The organism is Paenibacillus sp. JT31N17 (assembly GCF_056269255.1).
This window is the reverse complement of record NZ_JBWDNP010000018.1, coordinates 41,703-65,883: the sequence shown is the minus strand read 5'-3', so window position 1 is coordinate 65,883 and position 24,181 is coordinate 41,703. Positions and strand designations below refer to the sequence as shown.

At 54.9% G+C, this 24,181-nt stretch carries 18 protein-coding genes and 1 riboswitch; of the genes, 10 read left to right on the top strand and 8 right to left on the bottom strand.

What is annotated here, in order from left to right; translation table 11 throughout:
* The first annotated feature begins 57 nt into the window (after window positions 1-57).
* On the top strand, window positions 58-1,296 hold the full coding sequence (locus tag AC0YOB_RS33030; protein ID WP_475796399.1) for a multidrug effflux MFS transporter: 1,239 nt from the start codon (window positions 58-60) through the stop codon (window positions 1,294-1,296).
* 25 nt (window positions 1,297-1,321) lie between these two features.
* Here the strand turns inward: AC0YOB_RS33030 and AC0YOB_RS33025 are convergent, their stop codons facing one another.
* On the bottom strand, window positions 1,322-1,792 hold the full coding sequence (locus AC0YOB_RS33025) for an SRPBCC family protein (protein ID WP_475796398.1): 471 nt from the start codon (window positions 1,790-1,792) through the stop codon (window positions 1,322-1,324).
* Between the two features lie 207 nt (window positions 1,793-1,999).
* Between AC0YOB_RS33025 and AC0YOB_RS33020 the strand changes: the two genes are divergently transcribed.
* Window positions 2,000-2,302: a Dabb family protein gene (locus AC0YOB_RS33020; protein ID WP_210046190.1), complete on the top strand. Its 303-nt coding sequence runs from the start codon at window positions 2,000-2,002 to the stop codon at window positions 2,300-2,302.
* Between the two features lie 97 nt (window positions 2,303-2,399).
* Here AC0YOB_RS33020 and AC0YOB_RS33015 read toward each other — a convergent pair whose 3' ends face one another.
* The 6 genes from AC0YOB_RS33015 to AC0YOB_RS32990 form a co-directional block, all read right to left on the bottom strand.
* Window positions 2,400-3,359 (bottom strand): acetylxylan esterase, encoded by a 960-nt coding sequence (locus tag AC0YOB_RS33015; RefSeq protein ID WP_475796397.1) that lies wholly within the window; start codon window positions 3,357-3,359, stop codon window positions 2,400-2,402.
* Window positions 3,360-3,701: 342 nt separating this feature from the next.
* A complete protein-coding gene (locus tag AC0YOB_RS33010; protein ID WP_210046188.1) occupies window positions 3,702-3,860 on the bottom strand; it encodes a hypothetical protein in 159 nt (52 codons plus the stop codon).
* A gap of 105 nt (window positions 3,861-3,965) precedes the next feature.
* On the bottom strand, window positions 3,966-8,696 hold the full coding sequence (locus AC0YOB_RS33005; RefSeq protein ID WP_475796396.1) for a DEAD/DEAH box helicase: 4,731 nt from the start codon (window positions 8,694-8,696) through the stop codon (window positions 3,966-3,968).
* A gap of 303 nt (window positions 8,697-8,999) precedes the next feature.
* Entirely contained in the window at window positions 9,000-9,500 is a 501-nt protein-coding gene (locus AC0YOB_RS33000; RefSeq protein WP_379114235.1) for a C40 family peptidase, read from the bottom strand.
* Between the two features lie 5 nt (window positions 9,501-9,505).
* Window positions 9,506-9,659: riboswitch (cyclic di-AMP (ydaO/yuaA leader) on the bottom strand.
* A 398-nt stretch (window positions 9,660-10,057) separates the two neighbouring features.
* A complete protein-coding gene (locus tag AC0YOB_RS32995) occupies window positions 10,058-10,873 on the bottom strand; it encodes a hypothetical protein (RefSeq protein ID WP_475796395.1) in 816 nt (271 codons plus the stop codon).
* A gap of 65 nt (window positions 10,874-10,938) precedes the next feature.
* Window positions 10,939-12,945 (bottom strand): M1 family metallopeptidase, encoded by a 2,007-nt coding sequence (locus AC0YOB_RS32990; protein WP_475796394.1) that lies wholly within the window; start codon window positions 12,943-12,945, stop codon window positions 10,939-10,941.
* 309 nt (window positions 12,946-13,254) lie between these two features.
* Here AC0YOB_RS32990 and AC0YOB_RS32985 point away from each other — a divergent pair, with 309 nt between their 5' ends.
* The 8 genes from AC0YOB_RS32985 (at window position 13,255) to AC0YOB_RS32950 (ending at window position 20,921) form a co-directional block, all read left to right on the top strand.
* Window positions 13,255-13,800 carry a YwhD family protein gene (locus tag AC0YOB_RS32985; protein WP_475772076.1) on the top strand — a complete coding sequence of 182 codons (546 nt, stop codon included), beginning with the start codon at window positions 13,255-13,257 and terminating at the stop codon, window positions 13,798-13,800.
* A complete protein-coding gene (locus AC0YOB_RS32980; RefSeq protein WP_475796393.1) occupies window positions 13,801-14,088 on the top strand; it encodes an S-layer homology domain-containing protein in 288 nt (95 codons plus the stop codon).
* A gap of 205 nt (window positions 14,089-14,293) precedes the next feature.
* Window positions 14,294-14,806 carry a general stress protein gene (locus tag AC0YOB_RS32975; RefSeq protein ID WP_475796392.1) on the top strand — a complete coding sequence of 171 codons (513 nt, stop codon included), beginning with the start codon at window positions 14,294-14,296 and terminating at the stop codon, window positions 14,804-14,806.
* Window positions 14,807-15,188: 382 nt separating this feature from the next.
* Window positions 15,189-16,220: a LacI family DNA-binding transcriptional regulator gene (locus tag AC0YOB_RS32970; RefSeq protein WP_475796391.1), complete on the top strand. Its 1,032-nt coding sequence runs from the start codon at window positions 15,189-15,191 to the stop codon at window positions 16,218-16,220.
* A 100-nt stretch (window positions 16,221-16,320) separates the two neighbouring features.
* Window positions 16,321-17,781, top strand: coding sequence for an extracellular solute-binding protein (locus tag AC0YOB_RS32965; RefSeq protein WP_475796390.1), 1,461 nt, complete (start codon window positions 16,321-16,323; stop codon window positions 17,779-17,781).
* A 58-nt stretch (window positions 17,782-17,839) separates the two neighbouring features.
* On the top strand, window positions 17,840-18,715 hold the full coding sequence (locus AC0YOB_RS32960) for an ABC transporter permease subunit (RefSeq protein WP_475796389.1): 876 nt from the start codon (window positions 17,840-17,842) through the stop codon (window positions 18,713-18,715).
* Between the two features lie 3 nt (window positions 18,716-18,718).
* The gene (locus AC0YOB_RS32955; protein WP_210046178.1) at window positions 18,719-19,591 is read left to right on the top strand and encodes a carbohydrate ABC transporter permease; all 873 of its coding nucleotides are present in this window, start codon (window positions 18,719-18,721) and stop codon (window positions 19,589-19,591) included.
* 16 nt (window positions 19,592-19,607) lie between these two features.
* Entirely contained in the window at window positions 19,608-20,921 is a 1,314-nt protein-coding gene (locus tag AC0YOB_RS32950) for a CehA/McbA family metallohydrolase (protein WP_475796388.1), read from the top strand.
* 1,034 nt (window positions 20,922-21,955) lie between these two features.
* Here the strand turns inward: AC0YOB_RS32950 and AC0YOB_RS32945 are convergent.
* Entirely contained in the window at window positions 21,956-24,052 is a 2,097-nt protein-coding gene (locus tag AC0YOB_RS32945; protein WP_475796387.1) for a transglycosylase domain-containing protein, read from the bottom strand.
* Between the last annotated feature and the right edge of the window lie 129 nt (window positions 24,053-24,181).

The window sequence follows — 24,181 nt, the reverse complement described above, 5'->3', positions numbered from 1 at the left end:
TCCGGAACAGGGGCTTCATCATACAACATCAATCGATAGGGATGAGTGGACAGGGAAATGAACAATTCAACCTCTATAGCCAAAACAAGCCGATCTGCCAGCCGGCTGCGGCTTGCTATAATACTTGGCTCGCTGGCTGCTTTCGGACCGCTTTCCATGGATATGTATCTGCCTGCGCTGCCGGCTCTCGCTGCTGAAATGGGCTCCGCCACCTCTGTCACACAGCTGAGTTTGACCGCCTGTTTGCTTGGTCTGGCGCTTGGCCAGCTGCTTGCGGGTCCGCTCAGTGATGTGCGCGGCCGCCGGATTCCTCTCATAATCGGCGTTGCTTTATATGCCGTTGTCTCTCTTTTATGTGTATTCTCCCCGAATATATGGGTCTTTATCGGGCTGCGGTTCATCCAGGGTCTGGCGGGCGCTGCGGGAATAGTAATCTCCAGAGCCAGTGTGCGCGACCTCTATTCGGGTGTGGAGTTGACGAAGTTTTTTGCCCTGTTAATGCTGGTCAATGGGGCGGCCCCCATACTGGCGCCAATTATCGGTGCCGAAGTGCTGGAATTCACCTCATGGAGAGGCGTGTTCAGCCTGCTCAGCATCATCGGCGTGCTCATGCTGCTGGCAGTCCTGTTCGGTATGAAGGAAACATTGCCCGCAGAGCGGAGATCAAGCGGCGGAATGCGCCACACACTGACGACCTTCCGGCGTTTAACGCGTGATTCGATGTTCATTGGCTATGCCTTGACGCAGGGCTTTGTGATGGCGGCGATGTTTGCCTATATCTCCGGCTCGCCGTTTGTTCTGCAGGAGTTATTTGGTGTTTCTCCGCGGATGTTCAGCCTGATCTTCGGCATTAACGGGGCGGGTATTATCGCGGCCAGCCAAATCGCCGGCCGTTTGGCCGGCCGGGTTCATGAGCGGAGGCTGCTCGGCAGCGGCCTGATGATGTCATCGGCCGGGGGAGCTTTGCTGCTGCTCGCTGCCGCGCTGCAGGCAGGACTTTATATCGTCATTCCGGCCTTCTTCCTGGTGGTTTCGAGCGTGGGCCTGATTGCAACGACGACCACATCCCTGGCTTTGCAAAGCCAGGGCCAATCCGCAGGCAGCGCTTCCGCTCTGCTGGGAATGCTCTCTTTCATTATCGGGGGCGCGGCGGCTCCGCTTGTCGGTATCGGGGATAATCAGAATGCCTGGCCGCTGGCCATTGTCATGTCGGCTCTGGTAGGTGCAGCGGTGTTATGCTTCTTCTTCGTTGCCAGAGCGAAGAAACAAGCTGCAGCTTCTCCGCACCCCCGATAAGATATAAGATGACAGAAACCCTGTCTCAAAGGATTGTGCCGGCCCCTGCCTCGAGTATCCTCTTGAGCTCCCTGTTCCGGTGCTCCAGGAATTTCTCCATATAGCGCTTTAATACAGCGCGTTCGGCTATCCGCCCGACCCACCCCAGCGGAGCTTCGAAATATAACGTATCCTTCATCATAGTGATGCCGCCATGCTCCTCGAAAGTATGGATATGCTTCAAATATTTGAAGGCACCCCGCTGCATTTCATCGACGAAGCGGTATGGCGTGTTGAATTCCGTTATTTTGGAGGTCAGGCTCTGCCGGATGCCGAAGTGGGTCGCCCGGAAGGTGACCGTCTGATGGGCGCCTATCGGCCCCGATGTAACGCCGCCGACCGCTTCTTCCTTCGTATGCTTCCATACTGTACGGGTATGGAGGCTGATATCTCTTGCCGAATCGAAGCATTGCGTTATCGGAGCTTGAATGGCGATTTGAGTTTGTACCGTTACCATAGCGGTATTCGCCTTCCTCTCTTATGGATCAGGATCGAGGCCAGCCTTTGAAACAAGAATACTGATCAGCGGGGAGAAGTCTATTCGGACATCTTTGGCCAAAAATGAATTCTGGAGCATCGCAGCTGTTTTTGTTAGAATGAGAGCAGTTGGTTTTTGTACACGCGCAAGCAAATTTCTATAACCAGACAAAGGAGCTGAACACAGATGACGCAAGAATGGATCCAGCATTCCGTTATTTTCAATTTGAAGCACAAGAAGGGCTCCGAAGAGGCCAGGCAGTTCCTTGCCGATGGTCAGGAAATTCTCAGCTCCATACCGGTTGTGAAGAATTTTCGCGTATACCGCCAGGTCAGCGCCAAGAACGACTATGACTACGGCTTCTCCATGGAGTTCGCGAATCAGGAGGAGTACGAAACCTATAACGCGCACCCGCTCCATACCGCATTCGTGCAGGAGCGTTGGGTGACAGAAGTGGAGCGTTTCCTGGAGATCGACTACCAGCTGTAAGCACTTCACTTCACATGCAGCGCGCAGCAGCAGATTTTATATAAAAAAGAGCAATGAGCGAAGCCGGGCTTCCGTGCATTGCTCTTTTTTGCTGCTGTCAGCCTAATGTCCGCTGCAGAAATTCCATCACTTTGCGGCCGTGCTCTTCTCCGGTCTCATGGCCGTTAAAGGGATAATCGAGGATCTGCTTGCTGCATTGCAGCTTATTATAGACCGCATAGATCGTTTCGGGAATGCACACCGTATCCTTCCAGCCAACAGACATTAGCAGCGGAGCGGTGATGCGCGGGGCCAGATTCAGCATGTCATAATGGGCCAGCGTATCCAGGACGCGCTCCAGCTGATGGGGATGCCGCTTCAAATATTGGGCAATTTCCGTCAGCGAACCGGTGGAATGCATGAGGCCGTAATCCATATGGCACATATTGGGGATATCGGCAACGACGGCAGCCACCTTGGGATTCAGCGCGGCTGCGAGCAGCGAGAGCCCGCCTCCCTGGCTGCCTCCGACAACCGCGATTCTTGCCGGATCAATCTCCGGCTGCTGCGCTGCGGCATTGACGCCGCGGACAGCATCCAGCGCCAACGCTTGATAGTAGCTGTGCTCCTTGTCCAGCACCCCCATGGATACCCAGCCTTTGGATGATCCATAAAGCTCCTTCATCTCGTTGCCGGTTTCTCCGCCCTGGCCTCTTGCATCCAGCGCCAGAACGGCATAGCCCAGCAGCAGCCAGGCGGCATAACGCTCAGGCAGTCCGCGGTCGCCCGTATACCCCTGAAACAGGACGATGCATGGCGGCTTGGCGCTCCCTTCGGGCTGCTGGAGCGGTACCATAAACCAGCCATGAAGAGGCGTATGATCATAGCCTTTGTAGGTGAGCTTATCAACAGCAATAGTGGGAAAAGGAGAGTCCTGTTTTTCCCGTTTCACCTCCAGCGGTCTCTCTGAATCGTGCCGCAGAACCGTTTCCCAGTACAGATCGAGCTGTGCCGGATCCAAGGTGGAGGCTGGGGCATATTGCTCCAAATCCCTTTTACGCCGCGCTATCGCGTTCATCCTGATCTTCCTCCTTCATTTGGACATGCAAGAAGAGATGTGTTTGGCCCATAACAGACACGTATTTACAATAACATGATTGATGGCGGCCGAGTAGACTTCTCTTTCAACCAGGTACTCCGGCAGGCTCTGCACGAGAAAATAAAAGAAGCCAAGCCCAGATCCAATTGGACCTGAGCTTGGCTTCCTCGAATGCATAGAAATTATATAGCTAAAGCACCTATAAATTTCTATTATACGCTGCGTATATTTCGGAGGGAAGAAACCTGGCTAGCCGACAACTGACGGCGCTGCCGGTTCTTCTTATCCGGCCATTAACAAAGGCAAGGCAGCTTCTTTGTCCTAATCCTGATGTCTGGAGGGATCGGAGGAATTCTCTTCGAATACCTCTGCGGCTTCCTCCGCGGAGAACTCCGTATCTTCTTCCTCTGCGAGAGGCATTTTATTCAATTCCGTAGACTGTACGTCTGCTTTGGATGCCTTGTCTTGTGGGTTTGCCACGTAGACACCTCCTTTTCCAGTATAACAACAATCATTAGTTTTCCGTATTTTGGGGATTTTATGCAAACTTCCCATTCATTATATTTCTCCTTGCGCGTCCTGAACTCAGTTAATGTCGCTTGCCCACAGGACGAGCGCCCGATTGTCGCGTTCGGCGCCAAGGGCGCGCAGCTGGGCGGCCATATCCGATTCGGCAATATCCTCTCCGTTCCAGCGTTCAATCTTGATCCTGCTCAGCCCCTGCTGGCGCAGTACGGTCCGGAACATATGCTTCAACAGATCGGGCATATCCACGGATTTGGTTATGGCTTTCGGCCGGGCAGAACCGGGTTCGGATTCGGGAGGAGATTCCAGCTCCACGATCCGGCGGCCATTGTTCTCGATCCAGAAGCGCCACTGGCCCCGGTATAGCACCATATAGTTGCCCCTCTTGCGGGAAAAGCTTGCCCCCTGGACGGCAGGCCAATCTGCGGCCAAACCAAAAGGATTGGCGGGATCGACGGCGGCGAGCACCGTGATGGAATCGCCACTACGGGCCGATACCGGCTCACGTACGGAAGCGATCTGCTCCCGTCTGGCAAACTGCAGATTAGGCACGCCCTCGACAAGAAGGCCGCGCGTTACCACGCCCCAATGCTCCAGCTGCCGCAGCACGGGCAGCAGCTCATCCCAGCTGAACGGCGAGAGATGCGAGACTAATTCCTTGGATATAATGCCGTAGCTGTCCAGTAAATGCTGTGTCCAGTACAAGGCAGGCTCAGCCCCGGCTTCAACCGCCGACGGATTCTGGGCAGCTTCGGGCTGCCCGCGGCCGGGCTCCGCGCTGTCATGATCGTGCAGGGAGCCAACCCAATACCAGCGCCCAAGGCCTGATCCGGTCTTGGCATGCTGTTTGCCCTTGGCGATCAGCTGCAGGCGCAGCGGCGCGAACTGGTCGTTCGAGACGCGGCCCTCCCACACCAGATCGATCAGGTCGGCCAGCAGCTCGGAAGGCGGCTTGCCATAGTCGCGGCTCAGCTTGGTGAGGAAGCTTGCCCCGCTATTTTGAAGCAGAGCGAGCAGCTTCGGGTTGCCGGACTGCTCAGCCGGCGGCTGCTTCACATAAGGCGTATAAAGCGGCTTTGCATCAGCGAGGAAAAAGGCGATTTTACCTTCCTTCTCGCCCTCATCCTTGCGCCCCAGCCACAGGACTTCACCGGATGCGCAGAGCAGATCCAGATCCTCCTTGCGGTAGCCCGTGATCCGGGCAGGGAAAATAATCGATTCCCAGTGCGATGCCGGCAGATAAAATCCCTGCAGCCGCTCAATAATAGTCCGCAGGCCGTCAATGCCGCTGAGCTGCGTCCCGGGCAAAGCATGCTGCAGCATCGACATATGCGCGCACCAGCGAATCGGATCGACGGGCTCCGCCTGCTTGCGAGCCTGCTCCATGGTCAGCCGGATCAGCCGTTTAGCCACGCTCCGGCTCGTCCAGATCCGCTCGTCCCTGTCAGCGGCGAAGGGGGCCTGCTCGATAAGATCCAGCCGGATCAGCGCCAGAACAACATGCTCGGCGTCCGCTGCAGTGAGGGCCGGATACCGCCCGCGGAGCTCCTCCTCGGTGAAGGAGAGCCGGTGCTGGGCGAACCGCCCGGCAACGAAGGCAATCGAGCCGTCCGTCCCGGGAAAGCTCTCGTACATATCATTCTCGTCCGTACAGATATAACGGACTTCCCCGCCGAACGTCATGGTCATCACGCTGCCCGATTGCTGCAGAACGTTAAGCCAATCCGAACAATCCCCGGCGTCGCCCGCAATTGCTGCGATTTCCCCGAAAGAAAGATCCCCCCGCCATTTGAGCAGCGTATACAGCTCGCTTGAGGAAGAGGGGATGAGATCTCCGCTTTCCAGCCGCTTGGCCTCATCGCCGGCAATCAGCGGATCGATGGCCCGGCGCACGGCCTCCTCGCCGAACAGCTCACCTGCAAGCGTCCTGCTGACGCTCATCAGCTGCAGCTGCGTAGCTTCGCTTAAGCCGTCGCCTTCATAGATTTGCGCATTCACGTATTCCCACAGAAACTGTGCGGCAAAAGGCGACGGGGTATTCGTTTCCTGCACCACGATATCCATGTATCCCGTCGAGATGTCTGTGAGCAGCCGCTTCAGGCCGTTGATATCCAGATACAGATGAAGGCATTCCCGCATCGCTTCCTGCAAATAAGGAAAATGCTCCGCATACGGCAGGGATTGCTTCAGCAGCTCTTCGCTGCGAAGGCGCTTCTGCCACATGGGCGTCCGGGTAAAGCTGCGCGAGAGCAGCAGGGACGTCTCGGCTATACGCCGGAAGGCGATGGCCAGCAGCGGCGATCCGGCGATCGCTTCGGTCATGAGCGGCTCGATACTCTCCGGCGTGATATGCCACAATGTCTTCAGCCAGGAGGCATCCCATTCCGGCAGCACCAGCTCGATTCCGTTGTCTTTTGCATTGCCGTACATCTTGTAAGGAAGCAGCCGCTTGAATTGATGTTCAATGGCAAGCAGCCAGGTCCGGTTGATCCGGCGGCCGAACGGATTGTGGATAATAACCCGCGTCTGGTTCATCAGATCGCGGTAATGCTCAATGACGATCCTGCGGTCAGTCGGCAGAGCCAGCGCCCGGTGCTGGGATTTGGCAAATCCGATGAGCTCTGCCGCAGCATTTGCATCGAGTCCGTACTCCGTATCCAGCCAGTGGATGGCCGCGATTTCCGATTCATCCGGCGGGGGCTGATCCGTCCCGCCCCCGCCTGAATTCCCCGGCAAAGAAGCGGGCTGCACGCCGGTGTCCTCTTCGCCCCAATGCATGCGGGCCTCCAGCTCGCCCATGAATTGTCCCAGCTTTACGCCGAGCTCATAGCTCCGTCCCCCGGATTCCGCACGCCAGAAGGGAATTTCACTGAAGCGGTTCGGCGCTTCCCTTACATAAACCCGGTCGTTCTGGATGGAGCTGATCATCCATGAGGACGTGCCGAGCTGAAACACATCTCCAACACGGCTCTCGTGGATATATTCCTCGTCCAGCTCGCCCAGATGGACGCGGCTGTCCGCGTGGTGAACCGGATAAGCGGAGCTTTGCGGAATCGTTCCTGCTCCGGTGATTGCGGCCATGGCGGTATTCGCCCGCTTGCTGAGCAGGTCGCGGCTGCGGTCCCAATCCACAAGCGGCTTGGCGAAGGGATAAAAGCCGGTCAGCACCTTCAGCGAAGCCTCCAGACGCCCCATAGGAAACTCGCGGTAGCATTCGCTCCGCGAAATAAGCGCGTGGAGGCGGCCAACCTCCAGATCCTCCGCCGCGACCATCGCTGTAATCTGCTGGGAGAGCACATCAAGCGGTTCCTGCGGCAGTACGATCTCCTCGATATCACGGCGCGTGATATCGCGGCAGAGCACGGCGGATTCCGGCAGCTCGCTGCGGCCGCGGGCCAGGATGAAGCCGCGGCTCACATCGCCCACGGCATGCCCGGCGCGCCCGATCCGCTGAATGCCGGCCGCGGCCTGCTTCGGGGAATCGATCTGAATGACCAGCTCGACATGTCCGACATCGATGCCGAGCTCCAGTGACGAGGTGGCCACGAGGCAGCGAAGCTCGCCTGCCTTGAGCATGCCCTCGATCGTTAGCCTGCGCTCGCGAGCGAGGCTGCCGTGATGGGCGCGCGCCATCTCGTAGCCGGCGTGCTCATTGAGCCGGAGCACAAGCCGCTCGCACAGCCGGCGGCTGTTGACGAAGATCAGCACAGACCGGGCGTCGTTCATTAACTGGAACACCCGGTCAACGATCGGCAGCCAGACGGCTTCGCGGGTCTTGGCCGGCTTGCTGAGGTCGGGCATCGTAACCCGAACCTCAATGGACTTTGATATTCGGCTCAGGACGATCGTAACAGGCCGCTGACTGTAGCCAAGCGGGTGCGGGCACTGCCCGGTCTCTGCACCTGCTCCGGCAGCGGGCGGCAGGGAGCCGCTATTGTGCACGGAATCCGGTATTGCAGGGTATAGAGAACGCCCGCCCGCCTTGCGCCCGGAGCTTGTATCCGCTTCCTGCGGGCTGACGGCTTCCTCCCGTTCGCCGGCCGCCCCGGGAGCGTCCGCGGCTGGATGACCGGCCGCCGCATCGGCCCGCTGCTCCCAGCCTCCGAGGAAGCGGGCAACGCGTTCAAGCGGCTTTTGTGTCGCCGAGACTCCGATGCGCTGCACCGGCTTCGGGCATAACGCACTCAGCCGCTCCAGCGACAGGGATAAATGAGCTCCCCGCTTGTCTCCAGCCAGCCCGTGGATTTCATCGACAATGACCGTTTCCACCGTCTGCAGCATGCCGCGTCCTTTCTCGGAGGTAAGCAGGAGGTAGAACGATTCAGGGGTGGTAACCAGCACATCCGGCGGATTGCGCACCATTCTGGCGCGCTCGCTTGAGGACGTATCCCCGGTCCGCACGGCTGAGCGTACTCCCGGCCAAGCGAGGGTCTCCGCTCTTTGATGCTCTTCATGGAAACGTTCAATGGCCTCCATAAAGCCGATGATATGGTACTGAATATCATTATTAAGCGCCTTCAAGGGCGTAATATAAAGTGTGCGCACACCTGGCTTCCAGCTGCTGCCCGGGGCCGTGGCGGCGATTTTGCCCACTGCGATCCCGTTCAGGCAGGGCAGCAGCGCCGCAAGTGTTTTACCGGAGCCGGTGGGTGCTGCGATGAGCGTATGATGATTGTCCATAATTGAAGCCCAGGCGTCCAGCTGAATATCGGTCGGCTCGCCGAAGGCCTGCCGGAACCACCCCGCAAGAGTCGGATGAAACACCTGCAGCGCAGGGGAAAGCTCTGCCATCACCTAACAGCTCCTTTCATTCATACATCAAGGTTGGGATTGTGGTTATATTATACCCATTTTCCCTCCGATTGCGAGATTCGCCGGCACCCTTCGCACAACGCCCGGGTCTATCGGGTCCATTTTGACGGCATCCAGCATGCACGGGACTGTTTGAATACCGGAACATACGGGGTATATATAAGTGCCGCTTCTTATTTCATACACCCAAATGAAAAAGCAAAAGCCGCAGCAGCTTGTCCAATCGGACAAGCTGCTGCGGCTATGCATCAGCATTCGTTAGCGAACGCTCATTGACACTGATCAACCAGCGTCTTCGCTGTCAACCAATTCATCAGAAGGTTCGTCAGCGTATTTCTCGAATGTCTCAGGGCTCATTACGCGGCGGGCAGTAACATAGCGTTTAACGTAGTAAGAGTCACTGAGGCTGCTAATGGTAACGCCCTTGCTGGAGGAGGAATGAGCAAACTTGCCGTCTCCAACATAAATGCCGACGTGCGAAATGCCGCGACCATTCGTATTAAAGAATACGAGATCACCAGCAATCAAGTCGTCCTTGACTACTTTCTTGCCCAGCTTGGACTGGGCGGAGGATGAATGCGAGATCGAGACGCCGAGTTTGTCAAACACGTACATCGTAAATCCGGAGCAGTCAAATCCTTTGGTAGTCGTCCCTGCCGTGCGGTAAGGAGTGCCGATCACATCACTGATAACGCCGTCCATTTTGGAGTCTGCTAGTGCGCTCCCAACTTGGAACAAGAGTACCAATGCTAGACCGATGAGTAGTGCAGAAACTTTTTTCAAAAAATGTGACCCCTTCCGGTTGCCTGCGAGGTTAGCTGTGGGGTTCGGTTGAAGGCTCCCTATGATACCCTCTGACATTCGTTGCAGCAAATGTCGGGATCAATTCACCCAAGATGGTTCCCCCGCTTCTCATCCAAGAGAATTCGGCAATTTTTTCATGCTGGCATACTAATTCTGTTTTTTTAGCGAATCTCCTTCCAAATTCACAATTTGTTCACAAATTAGAATTATTAGAGTGAAACTTTTTGACAACTCGTCTCGTTATCTTATTGCAAAAAATGCGAAAGGGCCTTCCGGCATTTGCAGGAGCCTTTTTTTTGTGGTCTAAACTTGAGACTTAAGTCCATACCGGCAGATGAATGCTTCCAATTTCACCCGCATTATCGACAATATCTGACTGCGCCTGTTTCTCTAATTCGCCTTTCAGATGTCATATTTTCAAAACAAAGAGGGACCAACCGCATCAAAACGGCTGATCCCTCTTTAATATTTTTAAGTTCTCACCGGCAACTGAACCGACTTCTGCCTGCTGCCTGTTTCGCTAGTAAGAGCGGTGGTCAGGTCTGCTTGGAATGCCATACTTCATATTGCGAGGCTACTGTCCACACTTTCATAACCGTACGAACCAGATGATAGCTTTGATGCAAAATGAGTGCAATCAATCCGGCCCAGAGCATAGAGGCCGAGGCCATGGTCAGACTGAGCGCCATTCCAATGGCCCACATTAGCAGCGAGATGCCGGCCAGCGGAATAAGATGCCGCACCCCGCCCCAGAATGAGCGAAGCGCGCCGTTTCCGGACACAACGCCGAACTGCATGGCGAGGAAGAGCAGGTGGAGCAGAGCCGCCCACACCAGCCAACCGCCGGCCCAGGGCCCGACCTTGTTGGCGATGTCCGCCAGACTGCCGCTGCTGAGCAGGGCATCAAGCGCTTTGGGCAGCAGCCAAACGCCCGGAGCCAGCGTCAAGGCCGTTTCGATGCCGTAAAGCAGTGCAATCGGCTTCCACGCCGTTCGGATTCCTTTGATAAATCTTGTGCCGTTCTCATCCTGGGCATGATGCAGGGAATGGAACAGCCCGGCGTTCAGGAACGGGGTCAGGAGCATGCGCCCGAGCAGCAGACTTGCGAAGAGCCAGATATAGGGACGAATGAGATCGGTCTTGAGCAGCTGGAACTGCGCCTCCGTCAGGAAAAGCGCCACAGCTCCGTCCGAGGGTGCGCTGTCCGGGTAACGCTTCAGCAGCGGGACCATAATTCCTTCAACCGAACGGTAGAGGAAGAAGCCCCACAGCAGCTCGTACAGGAACAGCATAATAATGATGTAAAAATGCTTCATCGTCAGATGCCAGCCTTGCTTCACATGATGGTTCATGCAAGCCTTCACCTCCTTTTTTCTCCATTTGTTTGGCGGGTACCTGCCGGCTCCAGGCCGCCAGGCTACCAGGCAAGGGAAGTGAAGATCCCCTCCAGCAGCTTGGCGACGCCAATGCTCCAGCGCGTTTGTACCTTCTCCGGAAGCTCGGCTTTCATGAAATTGTTAATATGCTTGTTGTCGAGCACGTTCTCATTCTGTGGATCAATCGCTGCCCAAAGCAAAGGAGAGGAATGCACCAGCTTATATTGAATGTGCATCTGCGCCGCATCCCAAACCTTCGGCAGGGTCGTCCCGTCGGCAAACTGGAAAACAATCGGGACAGGTCCGTAGCTGCCGCCATTCTTGCGGATCAGCACGGTTGACTCATACTTCACAGTGCCGTTTTCCTTCACAGGCTTGACCGCAATCGATTCAACCGAATAGTCGGACATCTGATTGCCGTAGACAAACTGGCTGAAATAATCGTTCCACTTGGTCTTGGTGACCTGCTCCACAACATGCTGGAAATCCGCCGTGGACGGATGCTTGAACTTGTATTTCTGGAAGTACGTCCGCATGATCTTGCTCATGATCTTCGGACCGACCTGTTTCTCGATGCCGAACAGGACGAGCTTGGCCCGCATGTACACATTTTCCGCATAATGATTATGGCTGTGGTAGGACCAGGAAAGCTGCTTGAGCGGTGCGGGATCGGTCATGTAGCTGGCTTCCACAGGAAGATTGGGAGCTACGCCGTATTCGCTCTCCATCACCTTGTCCTCGGAGTAGGAGGTGAAGCCTTCATCCAGCCAGGCTTCTTCGAACTCATTGGATGCGACCATGCCGTACCAATATTGATGGCCGATCTCGTGAACGACGGTGCGCTCCAGATCGTAGCCGGGATTGTCCGTCTCGGCGGCGAACGAAGTGATCAAGGTCGGATATTCCATTCCTCCCGCCCCGTTGCCGCCTTTGGGGGGGACGACGATCGAGAGTGTGGAATAGGGATAAGCCCCGTACCACTGGGAATACTTGGCCAACGCTGATTTGGCGGCATGCATGTAGCGGTCCTTGAACTTGGCATGCAGCGGGTCGAGGTACAGCTTGATGCGGACACCGGGGACATTGTCGGTCGAGAACGGTTCTTCCGCATAGACAAAGTCGGGAGAGGCGCTCCAGCCGAAATCATGAACATCGTCCGCATAGAAGGAGAAGATTTTCCGTTTGTTGTCAGCTGCGGCAGGCTTCGTCTGGAATCCGGTTGCGGCAACCTTGTAGGAGGCGGGCACATTGATTTTTACGCTGTAAATGCCGAAGTCGCTGTAAAATTCAGAATTGCCATGGTACTGATGGGCATCCCAGCCTTCGGTCGTTCTCCCCCTGGTGCCTACCGTCTCATACGCGGCAAGCTTCGGAAACCATTGGCCGGCCATAACGAAATCCCCCATGTAGCCCATTCGTGCAAAGACTTCCGGAAGCTTGACCTCGAAGGCCATTTTGAGGGTGACGCTTCTTCCGGGCGCTACCGGCTCGGGCAGGCGGAGCTTGGCCAACGTTTGATCATTCGCATTGCCGTCATCGGGCTGCACATAATGAAGCCTTGGCAGAAGGCTGTCATTCTCGCTGGTGACCAGCGAATTGATCCGCATGTAGCCGAGGCTTGCTTCCGTGGCCTTGTCATTCCTGAGCTGGCCGCCGGATTCGCGCATGAACGTCGAGTCTTTGGACTGGAATGCGTTGGGGTACAGGTGAAAATACATCTCGGACACCTGCTGTTTGCCCGGGTTTGTCCATGTGATCGTCTGCAGACCCTGCAGCGTATGCGTATCTTCCTGCAGCCGGACATCAATCTGGTACTCGACGACCCGCTTGCTGAGCGGCGCATCCGGCCCGGGCTGCACCACCGGGTCGGGTTCCGGCATATTGATGCGCGGCGGAGGTGTCTTGGGCGACGTATCTGTTTTGTCGGGGGCAAAAGCATACGTATATTGCGAAGCCCAGGCATCCCCGAATCCATACTGGGCACTCACGCCGAGCAGGACGGCAGCTATTGCAAGGAGCAGCAAACGTTTGGTGTGACGTGGCGTCATTGAACCATTCCCTCCCGTTGACAAGCATCTACAGCATGTATATGTTGGCTTTTCCCGGATTATTAGCTAAAATGGAATTAAAGTGTGGACAGGCGAAGAAGCCTTGTCGGACGCGGGATTTGGAATCATTGGCGAGCATGCGCGGCAATAAACGGGCGATGCTTTTAAAATATAAGAAAGTATAAGATTTCATCATACTTTGCTTATATTTCTGAGGGAAGAAACCTGGCTTAACTGCCAGAGGGCGGCGGCAGCCGTTTTTTCCTGGCGGCATATACGGGCTTGCAGAGAAGGAGAGTGGAACCACAGATGACCGAACAGGATCAAGGACAGGATAAGAACCCGGAACAGGCGGCGCCTGCGCCGGAGAAGAAAGAGAAGAGGCAGCTCTCGCTCAATGTGGTGAGCAATAAGGAGCATCGGGGCTTCGGGGCGGGAACGATCGACCTCAGCGCGGTGTCATGCGTCATTATCGATCAGGGCGAGGCTTATATTGATGTAGGCGCCATGCACGCCAAGAGCAAGGTGGAGAAGGGCATCAAGTTCAGCCCGGATAAAGAAACGGTACCGAACGGTCGTCTTTGCTGGATTGTGTGGGTAGCGGTTGACCGGAATGAGGAAGGCTCTTATTATGCGGGAGCGACGGCCTGCCCGATGCTCGTGGATACGGAGGCGCGCCGCGGGTGGAAGATCCTCGCCCAGCATGTGAACAATCTGGACTATGCAATCAAGCGGCGCTTCGTGCTGAGTGAGCTCTCAGCCGAGGAGAAGGCTGCGCTGCGCAAATTGCTGATCGCCAACAACGAAGAGTGGTGGGACCGCTCGCCGGAAGAGCTGAAGCAGGGGCTGGCTTAATTGAAGCAACAGCTGCAGGCGGGCATCGTCGCTTGGCTTTCAATCCAACGCGTAACGCTCCGCGGCGCTGTTATGCTCATGAAAGCCTATGAGATTGCAGCAGGCGATTCTATCAGCAAGGGGCAATCCGCTGGCTTCGCCGACAGGATGTCGATCAGCGAATGGGCCAGGGATTATGTGGATGCGGCTTATAATCGGGGTTTTATCAATGGTCAGGGAGAAAACAGATTTGCTCCCCAAAGCCCTGCAACCCGGGCAGAAGCGGCGCAGATGATTGCCAAACTTTAGTTTTTCTCAAGGATTGCAGATAATCGTTATATCTTAGATATCGATCATGAACAATCGCGCACCTCCGCTTAGGCTTCCTGGAGGTGCGCGATTTTTTGGTTGTTAAAAAACGGCGGTTGTTTGAAAACCTGCCACCCCGTGTAATTGGAAATAGAAAGGCTTTACCAGATTTAGGGTTGACTAATGAATAGGAGGCGTTATAATCATGGATAAGAAAATTGTAGGCGTGTTCAGTACCCACGATGAAGCGGTAAGAGCGATCGACGATTTGAAAAGCCAAGGATATTCCTCTGATGATATTTCAATCGTAGCCAAAAATAACGAGGTCATGGAGGAGGTTTCTGAGGAGACGGCTACCAATGCGGAGACCGGACTTGCAGCAGGTGCCACTACGGGCGGCGTGGTTGGCGGTGTGACCGGACTCCTGGCAGGGCTGTTTCTGATTCCCATTCCGGGTATCGGCCCAATCCTCGCCGCTGGCCCAATTGCCGCAACATTAACGGGTCTGGCCGTTGGCGCGGGTGCAGGCGGAATCGTAGGGGGCCTGATTGGACTGGGAATTCCGGAGGACGAGGCGAAGGAGTACAATGACTACGTGGACAGCGGGAAAACCCTCGTCATGGTCGATTCGGATGCTCAGCGGGACTTGCGCGCGTATGATACATTCCGTACTCATAACTCCTTAAATGCCCACAAGTACAACAATTACAGCCGTTAAACCCGGTTATACTTATTATGTGAAAAAGCGGAATTCGCTGCTCTTCTGGCGGCTAAGTTTATATCTTCACCTGAATAAAAGCCATCTATTATGCCCTATTGCGGCAGGATAGATGGCATTTTTTATGGGGAAAATCACCGGTTCATTAAAACGGTTTAATGATTATTTTCCCTTTATTTTACCCGTTTACCCCTCGTATAGAAGAAAAAGCCACTATTTAAAGAGAATTTTCAGGTCCTTTACATAAAATTCATCTCTAATTGAAACCCCACTAACAAAACCGGTTTAATCTTAAGCAGTCCGAAGCGAAAGATTATTCTGCTTCATCGTTAAGAAAACATGTACAGCGTGAATGCTGCAGGGAAAGCGAGGCTGGATATGGTTGGCAACAATAGATGATGTTGCGAAGGCGTCGGGAGTTTCAAAAGGGACTGTGTCCAACGTCTTCAGCAAGAAACGGCCCATCAGCAAAGCAGTATCCGAGCGGGTGCTGGCCGCTGCCAAGGAATTAAATTATAAGCCGAACTACTGGGCGAGAAGCCTGGCGAACCGCTCCACACGGATTATTGGACTCAATATGATGGGAGAATCCGCCAAATTCAGCCAGTTTCACCTGTCCTTATTGAATGGTGTTTTACGAATTTGCTATGAACACGGCTACCGCTTGCTGGTCAATACGCTGTCGCCGGATTACTCAAGCCAGCTGGAGAACATCGCGTCGAATCCCGTGGATGGGGAAATTGTACTCGATCCGTCCGTCGGAGATACACGCGTGGAAGATAAAATGGCGGAAGGAGTGCCTATTGTCCTTGTCGGACGTCCACCGATTTCTTTCGAGGCTCAGGTAAGCTACGTGGATAATGACAATGCAGGCATGGCGGCCCAGGTTACCCAATACCTGTTGTCCATGGAGCACCAGGATATTTTGTTCCTCAATGCTGCTCCGGGGCGGACGGTTGCAGAGGACCGGGAGTTTGGATACAGATCGGCCTTTCGTACAAAGGGACTCACTCCCGTGCCAAGATTACTGCTCAACATACCGGTGCCAGGGCCAACATCTTATGAGTTCGGTTACCGAATGACGCTCGCCAAGCTGAAGGAGTTTCCTTCCATCACGGCGGTCATCGCCGATACGGACGTTATGGCGCTTGGCGTTTATAAGGCAGCGGAGAAACTGAATTTGCGCATACCGGAGGACCTGTCGGTATTGGCGTTTAGCGATGATTCCGTATTTTCCCCGGAATTCTCCCCTCCTTTAACCGGAGCCAGACTCCATTCCGAGCAGCTAGGCATCGAAGCGGCCCGCCTGCTCATTGAACAGCTGACGAAGCCAACGAAAACAGCGAAGAGGGTCCTGGTGCCAACAGAGCTGATACTGCGCGGTTCCTGCGCGGCGGCCCGCAAGCCAATATAGACAGATAGCTTAAATGCAAGCTTGCAAAGCCCGTTAAATGCTTTGCGATAAAGAAGGTTCCATTCCGTTTAACAGAAACTTTTAGGAGGAAAAAAACAAAATGAACAAGATGATGAAGACCGCTTCTGCACTGGCATTGGCAAGCACGCTCCTGCTCTCCGCCTGCGGAAACGCCAATACAACGAATAACGCCGCCGGCAATTCCAATTCATCCGGAAATGCGGCAGCAAATAACAGTGCAGCCGGCAATTCAACAACACCCCCTGCCGGGGACATGAAGCTGCGTATTCTGACCGCTAATGTTGGCGGCAAAACGCCGGACGAGAACGTGAAATTCGAAGAAACCATCAAGGCGCAAACAGGCATTGAAGCTACTCTGGAGAAGCCGGCGAGCGACTACGACCAGAAGGTGCTGACGGCGCTGGGCTCCGGCGAGAAATACGATCTGATTGAACTAAGCGATCTGGGCAAATTAAGCGAGTTTGTCGATCAGGGCGTGGTCTCCGATCTGACGGACTTCGTTACATCATCTCCCGTCCTTTCCGATCCGAAGGTAATTCCTGCAGCAGAATGGGATCAATTAAAGGATAAAGACGGCAAAATCGTAGCTGTTTTCTCCAAGTTCCAGGGCGGGACGATGCCGATTATCCGCAAAGACTGGCTGGACAAGCTGAAGCTGTCCGAACCGAAGACTCTGGATGAATATTATAACGTGCTCAAGGCCTTCAAGGAGAAGGATCCTGACGGCAACGGCAAGGATGACACGTATGGACTCAGCACGTCGGGACTTTATGACATTCAAGCTTTCATGAGCGCTGCCGGCCTCAAATACCGGTATGTGATGCAGGATGGCAAGCGCACGATTCCGTATGCGACAGAAGCGGCAATTCCGATGTATGAGTGGTTCGCGAAGCTGACCAAGGAAGGCATTATGGATCCGAACTTCATTACGAATGACACGGGTAAAATGCGCAACCTGTTCCTCGCCGACCGCGTCGGTATGGTCACATACTGGGATGCATGGGTGGGCACATTCAACAACCTGCGCCAGCAGGAAGATCCGAATACAACATTCGAAGCAAAAGGGATCGCGAGCATTCCCGGTCCCGATGGAACGATCATGATGCGCCGCGGCGACCCTGATTTCTGGATCATCCCAAGCAATGCCGAGCATCCGGATGCAGCCAAGAAATTCCTGGAGTACTGGAATTCGGAGGAGGGCATTACGCTTGGCAGCCTTGGCGTCGAGGGCCTGGATTATACGAAGGAAGGTTCGACGATTACACTGACGGATCTGGGCAAGGAGCACAGCATGGATCACGGCGTGCCGTTCTGGTACAACGAGAATGTGAAGCCGGCTTTCCCTAAGCTGCCGGGCGTGCAGGAAGCGCAGGATCTTGTGAAGCAGTATGCGACGCTTGAACTGGCGCAGCCGGGCTGGGCGGACGCGGAGAAAATCATTCAGAATTATGCGCTCAAAGCGATGGCGGGTCAAATGCCGGCAGACGAAGCAGTCCAGAAGATGCACGATGAATTGTTAGCCAAAAAATTAATCGACTGATAGACATAACACCGCAATCATCATAAAGCCGGTTTGAAGGATTGGACGTGTTAAAGAGATGAGAAACATCAGAAAATATGGGGCTCTTTATCTCATGATGGTGCCGGTAGTGGTCTACTTTCTTCTGTATGGCTACTACCCACTCATCAAAGGGCTGCAGATCAGCTTCCAGGATTATAAACTGATGGGTGTCCGGCCCTACGTCGGCTTTGATAATTATAAGCTGGTGTGGGCTGACCCCTCCTTCTGGGAGGCTTTCTGGAATACGATCATCATCGGCGGCGGTATTCTGCTGCTCAGCTTCATCGCTCCGCTGATTATCGCTTTATCTTTGAATGAAGTGCTGCAAACCTGGTACAAAAAACTGGCGCAGCTGATTATTTATATTCCTCACCTTCTCTCATGGGTCGTCGTCGGGGGCATCTGGATCTTCCTGCTGTCTCCCGATAACGGTCTGGTTAATCTGCTGCTTGGCAAGCTGGCCGGCATTGCGCCGATTCATTTCCTGGCGGAGTCGAGCTGGGCCCGCTGGATTATGATCGTGCTTGCCACCTGGAAGGATATGGGCTATTTCTGTATTTTGTTCCTTGCAGGTATCATTTCCATAAGTCCCTCACTGTATGAGGCGGCCCGGATGGACGGGGCTTCCAGGTGGCAGCAGCTTTGTTATGTCACCCTGCCCCAGTTGAGCGGCACGATGAAGGTTATTTTTCTGCTCAACACATTGGGTATTCTGCGTATTTTCGATCAGGTATTTATTCTGCGCAACCCGTCGATTGCGACCAAGGTTGATGTATTGATGATGTATACCTTCCAGAAAGGGATTCTGGATATCAAGATCGGCCCTGCGGCAGCGGCGAGCTTCTTTGTTGTCCTGATGACGCTTGTGCTCACATTAATTGTCCGCCGACTAACGCGTTTTGATGAGGTGTAAACCATGAATGGAGAACGATTTGACCGACTGGGCTGGAAAAATAAATGCTTTGACGCGCTGAATATTATTTTTCTGCTTGTTCTGATGCTGACAATGATTATTCCGTTCCTGAACGTCATATCGCTGGCGTTTTCCTCCGGACTTGCGTCCATGCAGCCGGACATTATCCTGTTTCCGAAAGAATTCAGCGTCGAAGGCTTCACCATAGTATGGAAAAGCCTTGATATTTGGCGGCCGCTGATGAACAGCGCGATCGTTACCGTGGTTGGAACTGTTTTGCATGTGCTGCTGTCGGCGCTTGCGGGCTATGTATTGATTCATCCGCATGTGCCCGGCCGGAAGGTAATGGTTACGTTTATTCTGATCACCATGATGGTGCCGCAGGAAGCCGTGATGATTCCGCTGTATGTCGTGAACAAGGATTTGCATTTGATAAACACATTGTCTGTACTGGTTTTGTCGGGCCTCGTGTCCGGCTTCTCCATCCTGCTTATGCGTAATTTCTTTATGAATGTTCCCTATGAGATGTCCGAATCGGCCAAGATCGACGGCGCCGGGGAATTCCGTATTTTTCTGACGATGTATATGCGTCTGGCAACGGCAGGCCTGGCTACGGTCACCCTCTTCGAGTTCGTCGGACGCTGGAATATGTTCACCCCTGCAGTCATGTTCATTAATGACAATATGAAATATACGCTGCAGGTGGCGCTGAAATCGATGATTATCGATACCAGCTCCGTATCCAGCAATTATCTGGTGACGACCAATGTGCGGATGGCGGGCATTCTGATCAGCATTATTCCGCTGCTCGCGGTTTACCCGTTTGTGCAGAAATATTTCATGAAGGGCATTATGCTTGGAGCGAACAAGGAATAAAGGAGGAGAGGTTATAGTGGCAAAATCATTCACGCAGCATGAAGCGCAGCCGGGAACCCTTCATTTGATTCAAGAACGGTTTATCACGAAGGAAGAGGAGCAGACTTATATAGAGGTTCCCTTCGAGGTGGCAAATGAGCGGTTTGAACGGATAGAAATCCGTTACCACTATGATAACCGTTCCGCTGGTTCCGTTGTCGATATCGGCTTGAAATCACCGGAGCGGATTGTGGGCTGGAGCGGAGGCGCGCGTGATTCCTTCTTCGCCGGTGTGGAGAAAGCGACCCCCGGTTATTTGGCGGGGCCGCTGCCTGCCGGAACGTGGGCGGTACTGCTTGGAGCGTACCGCGTGCCGGAGGCTGGCTGCAGGGTTACGGTGGAAATAACCGCCGTGCCCGCTTACAGCCGATGGATGAAGGGTGATTTGCATATGCACACCATTCACAGCGACGGCAGCTATACCGCTGCCGAAACGATCGAGCTATGCGCCCGGCGCGGCCTTGAATTTATCGCTCTGACGGATCATAATACGGCATCGCAGAACCGCTTCACGCTCGCCAATGACGACCGTCTGCTTTTGATTCCAGGCGTAGAGCTGACAAGCTACAGAGGGCATGCCAATCTGCTCGGCCAGCTTGATGCGCTCGGCGATTTTCGCGTTCTGACGCCGGATGCCGCTGCGTCTGAGCTTTGGAAGGCGCGCGATATGGGCGCATTCGTATCCCTGAATCATCCGTTCTGCGACCTCTGCCCTTGGGAGCTAGGCTTCGATGTTCCTTATGACGCCATTGAAGTGTGGAATGGGCCCTGGCGCGAGCTGAATGAGAGGGCCGTGCGCTGGTGGCAGGAGCAGCTCAGCAGGGGAGAACGGATTGTGGCCCTTGGCGGCAGCGATACGCATCGCGCCGAGCGCTTGGTCATGCACGGCAGACCGGTGTCCTCGATCTGGACCGAGTCGGAGACAGTAGAGGGCTTGCTGAATGGCATACGCAAGGGCCGCGTAGTGCTGTCCGCGGATCCGGATGACAGCTTCATCACATTGTCATCGGGCATGCAGGGTATCGGCGATACGATTGCCCCGGTAAGTCCTGCGGCAGCTGTGCCGCTGCTTATTGAAGCCAGCAAGCTGCAGGGAGACCGGATCAGTCTCTGGTCCGACCGGGGCGTTGAGGCCGAATGGACAACGGATGATGAGCAGGCTGTTTTCTCCTTCGAGGGATCGGCTGACCGTTTATTCTACCGGGTGGAGTCCAGGCGTTATATTAAGGAAATGGAACGCACGGTTATGACATGTTTGACCAACCCAATCTATATTGGCAGAAGCATCTAAAACTCCGGTTGACAACCGGCTGTGCTCTTCGTTCGTTATTGTCGCTTTGATCTTTGAATGCAGATGTAATGGCGGAGATTCCGCTGACACGGGACGGCGGACAGTTGCTTCCGAAGCAGGCTTCCCGCTTATGGCAGTTTTCCTGCAAAGTATGCTCTGACCGTTCGATTTATAGGTTACTGCATGCGCCCGCCCGCTTCGCTGCTCCTGAACTTGAAGAAGGTCTCCTTAGGCAGGAGACCTTTTTTGAATTCACCAGTACAAATTTTGCCTATACTCTTGAGAAGCCTGTGTGTGCCTGTAGATGATGGAGTCAGCCAGTAGAGCCTTTGAAATATTTTACGGGTGATTTGCAGCCCAGCTTCAAAATTATTTCTCGGTCAGCCGACTTGTCGTCAGCATTCATCTAAACGGTAACGATGGCAGTTCTCAATAGACTTTCCAATCTTATGTTCTCAGATACATAGCTGCGGTGCTGGCCTATTACCCGAAAAACCCAAACTGCAGCTGCAGCAAGGAAAATCCCGCCTACACGAACCGCAGCTCCGGAAATCGGCCATAGAAGCCGGAATAACCTTGCTGCAGTGCGGGTAATACGCCCACAGGGCTCCAACGACCTCTGCAGCAAGGAAAATCCCGCCTACACGAAGCACAACTTCAGAAATCGGCCATAGAAGCCGGAAAAACCTTGCTGCAGTGCCGGTAATACGACCACAGAGCTCCAACGACCTCTACAGCAAGGAAAGTTCCGCCTACACGGACCGCAGCTCCGGAAATCGGCCATAGAAGCCGGAAAAATCTTGCTGCAGTGCCGGTAATACGACCACAGAGCTCCAACGACCTCTCGCAGCTAGGAAAATCCCGCCTACACGAACAGCAGCTCCGGAAATCGGCCATAGAAGCCGGAAAAACCTTGCTGCAATACGCCCGTCCCTTTGAGAACTACCTTCGACCTGCGCGTTGTGCCGCCATCCCCAGGAACGGCGGCAATCATCTAGGACTGACCAGTCGGAAATCCCCAAGACAGGCCAATCCTAATCCGTCCACCAGCGCTTAAGCTGCTTCCACCACGAGGTCTCTTCATGCGCCGCGCCGTCGCCGGCCGCTGCAGGAGCGGTATCCCCGTGGTCGCCGCATACCTCAGTCGGCTGGGTGCCGCTGACGAAGGTCTCCAGCCGCTTGCTGGCACAGGAGTTCGCGGCCAGCTTGCCGCTGGTGGGGTCGATATAGACGGACACGACGCCGCTTGGCATCGGAAACAGCTTGGGCGGCACGGCTTCAAGAGCCTTCTCCGTATAGGAGGCGAAGATCGGCGCGGCGCGGTGCGCTTCAGCCGTGGTCAGCTTGCGGTCCTTGTCGTAGCCGACCCAGACGGCGGTGGCAAGCTCCGGCGTATAGCCGACCAGCCAGGCATCGGTCGCCGTCGTTCCTGTCTTGCCTGCGACGGGCCGCTTGATCATTGCCGCGACGCGGCTCCCTGTGCCGCCAGTGTCAAATACGCTCTCCATCAGACTGGTCAGCACATACGTCTGCGCCGGGGAGACCACCTGCGCGGACTCCGGCTTGGCCTGATACAGCACCTCGCCCTTGCTGTCCTCGATGCGCAGGATCGCCGTCGGCTCCACGTGGACGCCGGCATTGGCAAAGGTGCCGAAGGCCGAAGCCATCTCGAAGGGGCTGATTGGAAAGGTGCCCAGCGCCAGCGAAGGGAGAGGCTGCATGGGGCTGTCGATCCCCAGCCGCCGCGCCATCGCAATAACCTTCTCCGGTCCCACAGCCATAATGGTGTTCACGGCATAGATATTGTCGGAGCTGGCGATCGCCTGCCGCATATCAATAAAGTCGCCGGTGTACTTGTCGTTATAGTTGCTCGGGGCGTAAGTTTTACGGCCTTCATCGTAGGTAAAGACCGTCGGCGCGCTTTTGAAGCGGGATACAGGCGTCATGGCTCCTTCCTGAAGCGCCGTCAGATACAGCACCGGCTTGAAGGAGGATCCGGGCTGGCGCGTATTGGCGAAAGCGCGGTTGAATTGATTGGTTTTGTAATCGCGGCCCCCGACCATCGCCTTGATATAGCCGTTCCTCGGATCAATGGATACGAGCGCCGCCTGCTGCTCCGAGGTTGCGGGAATGCCTGCCGCGACGGCGTCCTCGGCCGCCCGCTGGGCATCCCCATCGAGTGTCGTAAAGATGCGGATACCGCCCTCGCTCAGCAGCCGCTCGTCAATCCCGAGCTTGTCAACGGCAACCAGATGAACATAATCGCGGAAATACGGCGCGGTTCCATCCTGCTTGCTTGTGCCCAACGGCTGAAATTTCAGCACCTCGGCGCCGGCCTTGTCCGCAATGGTGCGCGTGATGATGCCTTGATCGACCATCGTGCCCAGAATTGTCTTCTGCCGGTCCTTGGCATTCTTCATATCGCTGTAGGGCGAATAATATTTCGGCCCCTTCGGAATGCCCGCAAGCATGGCGCTCTCCGCAAGCGTCAGCGCGGAAGCATGCTTGCCGTAATACAGCTGCGCTGCGGCTTCCGCTCCGTAAGCACCGTGACCGTAATAAATCTGATTCAAATAAAGCGAAAGAATCTCGTCCTTGGAGTAGGTCATTTCCAGTTGAACCGTATACATCGCTTCCTTCAGCTTGCGCGACCAAGTCCGCTCATGGGACAAATACAGATTTCGGGCAAGCTGCTGGGTAAGCGTGCTGGCCCCCTGTTTGGCTTTCAAATGCTCGATATTGACGACAGCCGCGCGCGCCATTCCTCTGATATCGAAGCCGAGATGGTCATAGAACCGCTGATCCTCGATCGCCAATGTCGATTCGATCAGATAGGGCGATATGGATTTAAGCGGAACGGACTGCCTGTTCTCCTCCGCGTGGAAGGTATCGATCACATTGCCCTGCAGGTCCAGCATCTGCGAGGTCTGGCTGATGGAGGAGACGGGCAGCGCCTGCGTGCGCAAATAGAACAGGAAGGCGAAGGCCGCGACCAACAGCAGCGCGAACGCTGCGCCCGCATAGATGAAGAGGCGTTTTACGCGGCGCAGCAGCGGCATCCATTTTTCGAGGCGAATACGAAAGGGCAGTCGGCGCTTTGCTCCACCCTGCCCTGAACCTGTTATTTTCATCCAATTGGTCCCCTTATGTGAAAACCGTTTATGCATCTTCTTCTTCCCTTAGTATGGAAATTAGTAGGACGGGCTATTCATCAATCGGCAAATGTCACATTAATTTTTTGTGAGGGGCTGCTGCAAAGG